Origin of the sequence: Bacteriovorax sp. BSW11_IV (assembly GCF_000447755.1) — a bacterium.
In the GTDB taxonomy this organism is placed as follows: domain Bacteria; phylum Bdellovibrionota; class Bacteriovoracia; order Bacteriovoracales; family Bacteriovoracaceae; genus BSW11-IV.
Genome location: NZ_AUNE01000011.1, coordinates 132,333 through 138,332 on the forward strand (window position 1 = coordinate 132,333; position 6,000 = coordinate 138,332).

Consider the following 6,000-nt stretch of genomic DNA (forward strand, 5'->3'; position numbering starts at 1 on the left):
ATAAGGGCTCTTAGCTCAGCTGGGAGAGCGCTACGCTGGCAGCGTAGAGGTCAGCGGTTCGATCCCGCTAGGGTCCACCATTTTTTAGGTACTATGACCTAAATTCAGAATAGTCTTATTTAATCCAAAGATACTTCAATTTTTGAATTAATTTCCCTCAGCATTCGTATGAATTTTTCCAAATCTCGTGGAGAAATAACCAACCTGTCGTAATTTTCAAATGTGATTGCAATTCGATCAAGCGAGAGAGCTGGCGCAGAAAGAATGGTCTTGGTTTTTCTAATCTCTTTGATCTCGGCAATCGAGAATGAGCTTTTTAAAAAAAGTGCCGTGATGATCAGCTTATCATTTTGAATAGAGTAGGAAGTCCCTAAATAGGCCGTATATATTAAAGCGCTATAGATGATAAAAGTAATAATCCCACCGTAGTTAATAGTATTTGCTTCTACGTATTTTTTCCCAACTTCATAGAGGAAGTAGAGAGCTGGTGTGAGAATTACGATTAGAATGGAATAGTCTATTTTGCTTTTGAATTTCATTTTCTACTCTTTTGGTATGAGAGTTAAGAAATCTTGATCTAAAATGTGTCGGATCAAAATACTAAGTAGATTATAACAAGAATTGTAGTCGATGTTATAGAATTATCATGAAGGGATGATTTGTTTTAGTGTATTTGGTATCGAATTGGAATTTTTCAAAAAAAAAGTTAGATTAGTTTGTTTTTAATCTCATTTTTTCATGAAATACATCGAACCCATTCTTTTGATAGAACTTTTTTGCAATTTGATTAAAGGTCCAAACTGTTATTGTTAATAATGATATATTTTCAGACTTAGAAAAAAGTATTATATCTTGAATCATTTGTTCACCGAGTCCTTTGCCTTGAAACTCTTTTCCAATACCAAAATGGTGAATATATAATTCTCGTGTTTTGTATCTATAATAATTTTCTTCTTTGTCTAAAATTTCGTACATATAATAGCCAATTACTTTATTATTTAAAAATGCTAATCGAACTTTTCTCTTTGGATCATTCATGATTTTCTCATATTCATGAACAGTGATTATTTCTTTTGAGGGTTTGAAAATTTCAGGTTCTGCTTTATAATGAATCTCTTGAATTTCTCTATTTAACGTAGAGAATTCTTGATAATCAGTACTTTTAAGATTTCTATATTCCATATTTTTCTACTGAAATTGAATTGCTTGATTAAGTTAATTTCTTGATTACAATTAGTTTATGATGAACACAATTATTAGAAAAGCAAAACCTGGTGAAGAAGCCCAGATCCATGAAGCCCATATGAGATCAATTCGTGAAATTTGCGTAATAGATCATGGGGAGGAAGAGATAAGAGGATGGGGATATCGTCCTCTTGGAGATCGTTGGGTGAGGGCTATTCAGGAAGAAGATGTTTGGGTCATTGATAGTAATTCATCCATACTTGGTTTGGGACATATTGTCTTTCTTCGAAATGAAAATGAGGAATATGGATATATTAATGCTCTCTATTTAACTCCTGAGATCATCGGCCAGGGATTTGCCAAGATTCTTCTGCTCGAAATGATTAACTTTGCTAAAAATAGAGGTGTTCACACAATTGAATTAGGTTCTACGATTACAGCTTACAATTTTTATAAAAAAATGGGTTTTGTAGACAATGGTGGGGAGAGGTTTGTAAACATAGGTGGTTATCCTGTAAGATCATATCCTATGATTTTACATTTAATTTAGTGTTTTGCCTGCCGTTTTAGCATTATTGAACTATGTTCTATTTATTTAAGAACGATGACCTTGTTTTAATTTATTGCAGATCTATATTGAGGTCATTGTTCCGAATTGGTAGAAAATATATATTATGAGTGTAAGCATCCAAACATATGTGAAAATTTCTAGTGATTACTCCTATGCATTATCCGTCAAAGAAGTTAGGCGCAATACTGTCGTCTATGAATATAATGAGGATTACGCAAAAAACTTTATACTTTTTGAAGATGCTAAGAGTATACCGCAACATTATATTTATGAATATTTAGAAGGAGCAATTGTCTTTATGGTTGATGGCGTAAGGGTGTTGGATTTTCGAAATACCGAACAACTCGATGTTTTGTGGTTATTCCTAATAGATGGTATTTTATCAAGAGGATCTTTTGATGTATTCGAATATTCTTTTGGAGAGACTAATGGAGTTTTAAAGCTTAATAAAAAAGATGATATGATTAGCTTTTATTTTGATGGTGAATTTAGGGCTTCTTGTAATTTTAAAGTATTCCTAAATAAGTTTATAGTTGAAGGTGAAAAGTTTTTGAAATTGTTTTCTTTGCATCGACCAAATTATGACAGGATGAAGTTTATTGATAAGAGACTAAAATTGATCAATAAAATAAAGGAGCAGACGTTTTTAAATTTATTTTAAAGATTCTTTTGTTGCCCCTGTTAAATACATATTTAAGAGGGTGATTCCATTTGGGTCTTTACGGTTCTAGCGGGAATGAGAAGCGTCGAACTCATGGCCTTGAATGGGGTGACATCGACGACGAGAACGTCGTAATGAGCGACATATGCTCCCTCAATTTCAGGAATGGAAAAATCGCCAAGGAGGAAGATTTTAAGAATGTTTCTTGAGCGAATTGGGATAAGAAAAGAAGTCGTATTCCATGCGCTCAGAGCTTGCTTTGCCACCCACTTACTTTCAACTGGCGTTGAGCCTTTGAAGGTCATGAGAATGGGGGGATGGAGTGTTCTTAAGACCTTTCAAATCTACCTCAGAATGTCTGGGGTGGATGTTCGAGGCGTGGCTGAGGCGTTGGACGTATTGCCGTCTGAAAATAATATAAAGAATGTACTTACTTTATATTGTTAGTGATTTAGAATGGGTTTGTATTAAATGCAAATCCATTTTTTTTTAATTTCTTTTAGATAGGGGATCATTATGAAGATTAAAATATTATTTTTTATCCTTTTTTTGTTTTTTTCTAGTTCTAGCTTTTCAAAAGAAGTAAAAAATAACTTCTTTGGTTTGTGGAAGGTGTGCTTTACAGACTTTTCATCCAAAGATGTTGAAGTGTGCAAAACTGTTCCAGAAGGAGTGATAAAGGATATCAATTTTGAAAAAATTTCTTGCGATGTCTCAAATGGATGGGGAGCAACTCATGTAGCAACTGGAAAGGCTACTTATTTTAGGTCAATTGGTTGTTATAGAAGTAAAAATGACGTGGTTGCAAACATATCTGTAAGCTGTATGAAGGGTGAAAAAAATCAGAATTCACTCATAATCTCTAGTAAAAGCTCAAAGGATCGATTCATTATATTTATAAAATGTGAAAGTGTTTAATTCCATAGATTTAAAATTTTATCAAAAACTCACTATGTATTGATTTTAAGATAATCTTTTCATAGTTTCTAACTGATTGTATTTAAAAGCTTAATTAGAACCTTTAACAATTCTAACTTACACAATCTAAGTTTTGGATCAGTTTTAAATGATAGTAATTTCAATTAAATAGATGATCTTGCTTTTTGTGTGCATAAAAAATGCAAATAAAACGCATGAAAGGTTTAATAAATGTGCTATAATAGTCGATAAGAACTCCAATGGAGGAGAAGTTATGGCATTACAATTTTCAACAGCACCTATCTATGAGGGTTCTGAATTATCTCTACCTAAGCTTGTAGATGCATTTGGAATTACAAGAGACCTTTTTTCTGAGATTTCAGGGGTCAGTAAAAGCCTATTAAGTAGGAAGGGGCCTGTTTCATCTTCAACAAGAGTGAAGCTAAGTGAACTCGTAACTATTTATACTGTCCTTTGGAAATTACTTGAAGGTGATGAAGCTAAAATTAAAAGATGGCTTCATGAGTCTCAAGATCAATACTGGGGACTTAGCCCTATACAGTTTATGAAAATAGATAAAAAAAATGCGCAAGCTGTTTTAAGGAACCTACAGGAAATTAAATACGGTGAGGCGATGGGAGCATGAGCAAGCCTTCGCAAAGAGAATTTGTGAGAGATGTGCTTAAAGCTTTTTCTCAAGAAAAGACGCAACAAGAGAAGACAATAGCAAAGGCTTTGTCTGAAATACAGTCAAGAAGCAAAGATATTGAATCTTTGTTTGAGACCATGGCTGAAAAATCCAAAGAGAAACTTTCAGGCGCTAGCAGCATTAGTATTAAAGATTCCAATTGGGTAAGAGCTGTTTCATTTGATTATTCTAAAGAGCCACTTAGTTTTACAGGCTCACTCTTAAGTGATTCTAGATTTGGGACTCGAGGTCAACCCACAATTTACTTAGGCGAGAGTCAAGACGTGGCCTTGAATGAAGTTCAGTTCCCAAATTATTTTAATGCGACTACTGTTTTTGGCGTTAATGTTAAACTTCAATTGGTGCTGGACCTATCAGACACTAAAAAATTATCAACCAACTACAAAATTGATAAAACTCTTTTTCATGAAGAATGGAAGAAGTTTAATAACATCGATATTAAATTCTATACTCAATATCTTTCAGATGTTTTGAGAGTTCTTCCGATTGAAGGCTTTTTATACGAATCAGTTCGGTCAAAAGGGAATAAGTGCTTGTGTATATTCCCTGATAAACTTGTAAAGGGCTCAAGCTTGCAAATCGTTGGGAATTATAAAGAGATTCCCGAAGAGAAAATGCAGTTACTTGGAGCTATTTAAAATCTCTCTTCATCTCTGTAGTTTGCTATGTAAGGCTATATTTATAGATAGGTGGCCGGAATTAAAGGCTTTTAGTTCTTTCCACCATTTCTACTTTGGAAACGAGGTAGAGCAATCTTCATCCAATTTTTATTTCAAGTTTTTAGAGAGAAAGCTCTGTTCTAACGAGGACTCAGCCGATTCCCTTGGCCGATAATTATAAATATTTTGAGCTAAAGACAATATTTTTCAAGTCTGAAAAATTCTATATAATCAAGCGTTTATGGCTTAATGTTAATTTCATTATTCCAAATTCTCTAGTTTTTTAATTAAATTTATGTATCGCGCCACGGGCCTGTGCGTTATATCTGCCACATCAACAGATAACAACTAGGTTTTAAAAACACCTTATTCAAATGGAGAATAGAAAATGAAAAACTTACTACTAGGCCTAACACTACTTTCATCAATCATTATGTCGGCCGAAGCTTCGATGATGTACATTCAAGTGGACAAAAAATTAGAAAGTGGAAATGGTATTACAACTTTCATCAACCCTAAAATTGTGATCGAAGATAAAGCTTATTTTCTTGGTACTCAAAGTTTGGGAGGAGAGCAATTAGTTTATAGAGTGGCAGATGAAATTTGTGCAGCTCTTGGATATAAGACTCTTGTTAGCTATAGAGCATATATGCTGGGCGAAGAGCATGAATTTTATGCTCATATGAAGAATACAATATTCGATACGCAAGTTAATTCAGGTCCGTACAACTACCAGAAGTATATTGGTAAAGTTTCATGTGTGAATAGACCAGCTCTAGAAGTAGAAATTAATAATTAAATATATGCAGAACAAGTACCATGGCCTAGAATTCAGCTGAATTGAGGTCATGGTACTAATATATCGCTTCATCTTTTTAACTTGCTAGAAATACATTCATTAAATTTTTTTGAATAAATTTTGGTACTTTTTAGACAAAAAGTGTTCAGAGATGTTCATACAATTAACAGACGATTCTTCTTTTGTGTTGTAGCGTCAGCTTTTTACAAAAAGGGAGAGTATATGAAATTATTTTTACTTGTAGTTATTTTGCTTTTTTCAAATCAGTCCATGTCACAAGCTTTAGGAAATGGAATCTCAGATGAGAAGTACTTAGCTTGTGCAAATATTGGCTATATTGGATCGGATATCGAAGCATGTTTATTTAGCAATGCATCTGTTGAGAAGATTAACCTTTGTGGTGCTATTGGATACGATAATGCAGGTGGTGTTAATAGATGTATTAATTCTAATGCAACTATTGAAAAAATACAGGCATGCAGAAGTATCGGCTTTGGT

Annotated in this window: 11 protein-coding genes and 1 tRNA gene; 9 read left to right on the forward strand and 3 right to left on the reverse strand. The window is 33.5% G+C overall.

Annotation, left to right across the window (positions count from 1 at the left end; all coding sequences use genetic code 11):
- Positions 1–4: 4 nt before the first annotated feature.
- Positions 5–80, forward strand: a tRNA-Ala gene (locus M899_RS04870).
- 39 nt (positions 81–119) lie between these two features.
- Here the strand turns inward: M899_RS04870 and M899_RS04875 are convergent.
- Together M899_RS04875 and M899_RS04880 are read right to left on the reverse strand one after the other, a co-directional pair.
- On the reverse strand, positions 120–539 hold the full coding sequence (locus M899_RS04875; protein ID WP_021270223.1) for a PH domain-containing protein: 420 nt from the start codon (positions 537–539) through the stop codon (positions 120–122).
- 172 nt (positions 540–711) lie between these two features.
- A complete protein-coding gene (locus M899_RS04880; RefSeq protein ID WP_021270289.1) occupies positions 712–1,182 on the reverse strand; it encodes a GNAT family N-acetyltransferase in 471 nt (156 codons plus the stop codon).
- Positions 1,183–1,240: 58 nt separating this feature from the next.
- Here M899_RS04880 and M899_RS04885 point away from each other — a divergent pair, with 58 nt between their 5' ends.
- Both M899_RS04885 and M899_RS04890 read left to right on the forward strand, forming a co-directional pair.
- Positions 1,241–1,735 carry a GNAT family N-acetyltransferase gene (locus M899_RS04885; RefSeq protein ID WP_021270221.1) on the forward strand — a complete coding sequence of 165 codons (495 nt, stop codon included), beginning with the start codon at positions 1,241–1,243 and terminating at the stop codon, positions 1,733–1,735.
- Between the two features lie 124 nt (positions 1,736–1,859).
- Positions 1,860–2,417, forward strand: a complete 558-nt coding sequence (locus tag M899_RS04890) for a hypothetical protein (protein ID WP_021270196.1) — start codon at positions 1,860–1,862, stop codon at positions 2,415–2,417.
- Between the two features lie 32 nt (positions 2,418–2,449).
- Here the strand turns inward: M899_RS04890 and M899_RS18520 are convergent, their stop codons facing one another.
- Positions 2,450–2,683 carry a hypothetical protein gene (locus tag M899_RS18520; RefSeq protein ID WP_196801730.1) on the reverse strand — a complete coding sequence of 78 codons (234 nt, stop codon included), beginning with the start codon at positions 2,681–2,683 and terminating at the stop codon, positions 2,450–2,452.
- On the opposite strand from M899_RS18520, the gene M899_RS18780 reads away from it, so the two are divergent.
- The 6 genes from M899_RS18780 to M899_RS04920 all read left to right on the forward strand — a co-directional run.
- Positions 2,616–2,864, forward strand: a complete 249-nt coding sequence (locus tag M899_RS18780; RefSeq protein ID WP_369795320.1) for a tyrosine-type recombinase/integrase — start codon at positions 2,616–2,618, stop codon at positions 2,862–2,864. The two genes, M899_RS18520 and M899_RS18780, sit on opposite strands and share 68 nt — an antisense overlap.
- Before the next feature lie 69 nt (positions 2,865–2,933).
- A complete protein-coding gene (locus M899_RS04900; protein ID WP_021270276.1) occupies positions 2,934–3,335 on the forward strand; it encodes a hypothetical protein in 402 nt (133 codons plus the stop codon).
- 274 nt (positions 3,336–3,609) lie between these two features.
- Positions 3,610–3,981 (forward strand): hypothetical protein, encoded by a 372-nt coding sequence (locus tag M899_RS04905; protein WP_021270212.1) that lies wholly within the window; start codon positions 3,610–3,612, stop codon positions 3,979–3,981.
- A gap of 23 nt (positions 3,982–4,004) precedes the next feature.
- Positions 4,005–4,682 (forward strand): RES family NAD+ phosphorylase, encoded by a 678-nt coding sequence (locus M899_RS04910; protein ID WP_196801726.1) that lies wholly within the window; start codon positions 4,005–4,007, stop codon positions 4,680–4,682.
- Between the two features lie 409 nt (positions 4,683–5,091).
- Complete coding sequence (locus M899_RS04915; RefSeq protein ID WP_021270177.1) at positions 5,092–5,502, forward strand: hypothetical protein; 411 nt, start codon at positions 5,092–5,094, stop codon at positions 5,500–5,502.
- Between the two features lie 270 nt (positions 5,503–5,772).
- Positions 5,773–6,000, forward strand: a 228-nt coding sequence (locus M899_RS04920; RefSeq protein ID WP_155897093.1) for a hypothetical protein, incomplete at its 3' end; no start/stop codon positions are given.

Coding starts and splice junctions, on each gene's coding strand:
- M899_RS04875 (WP_021270223.1), bottom strand. CDS start 539: ATGAAATTCAAAAGCAAAATAGACTATTCCATTCTAATCGTAATTCTC.
- M899_RS04880 (WP_021270289.1), bottom strand. CDS start 1,182: ATGGAATATAGAAATCTTAAAAGTACTGATTATCAAGAATTCTCTACG.
- M899_RS04885 (WP_021270221.1), top strand. CDS start 1,241: ATGATGAACACAATTATTAGAAAAGCAAAACCTGGTGAAGAAGCCCAG.
- M899_RS04890 (WP_021270196.1), top strand. CDS start 1,860: ATGAGTGTAAGCATCCAAACATATGTGAAAATTTCTAGTGATTACTCC.
- M899_RS18780 (WP_369795320.1), top strand. CDS start 2,616: ATGTTTCTTGAGCGAATTGGGATAAGAAAAGAAGTCGTATTCCATGCG.
- M899_RS04900 (WP_021270276.1), top strand. CDS start 2,934: ATGAAGATTAAAATATTATTTTTTATCCTTTTTTTGTTTTTTTCTAGT.
- M899_RS04905 (WP_021270212.1), top strand. CDS start 3,610: ATGGCATTACAATTTTCAACAGCACCTATCTATGAGGGTTCTGAATTA.
- M899_RS04915 (WP_021270177.1), top strand. CDS start 5,092: ATGAAAAACTTACTACTAGGCCTAACACTACTTTCATCAATCATTATG.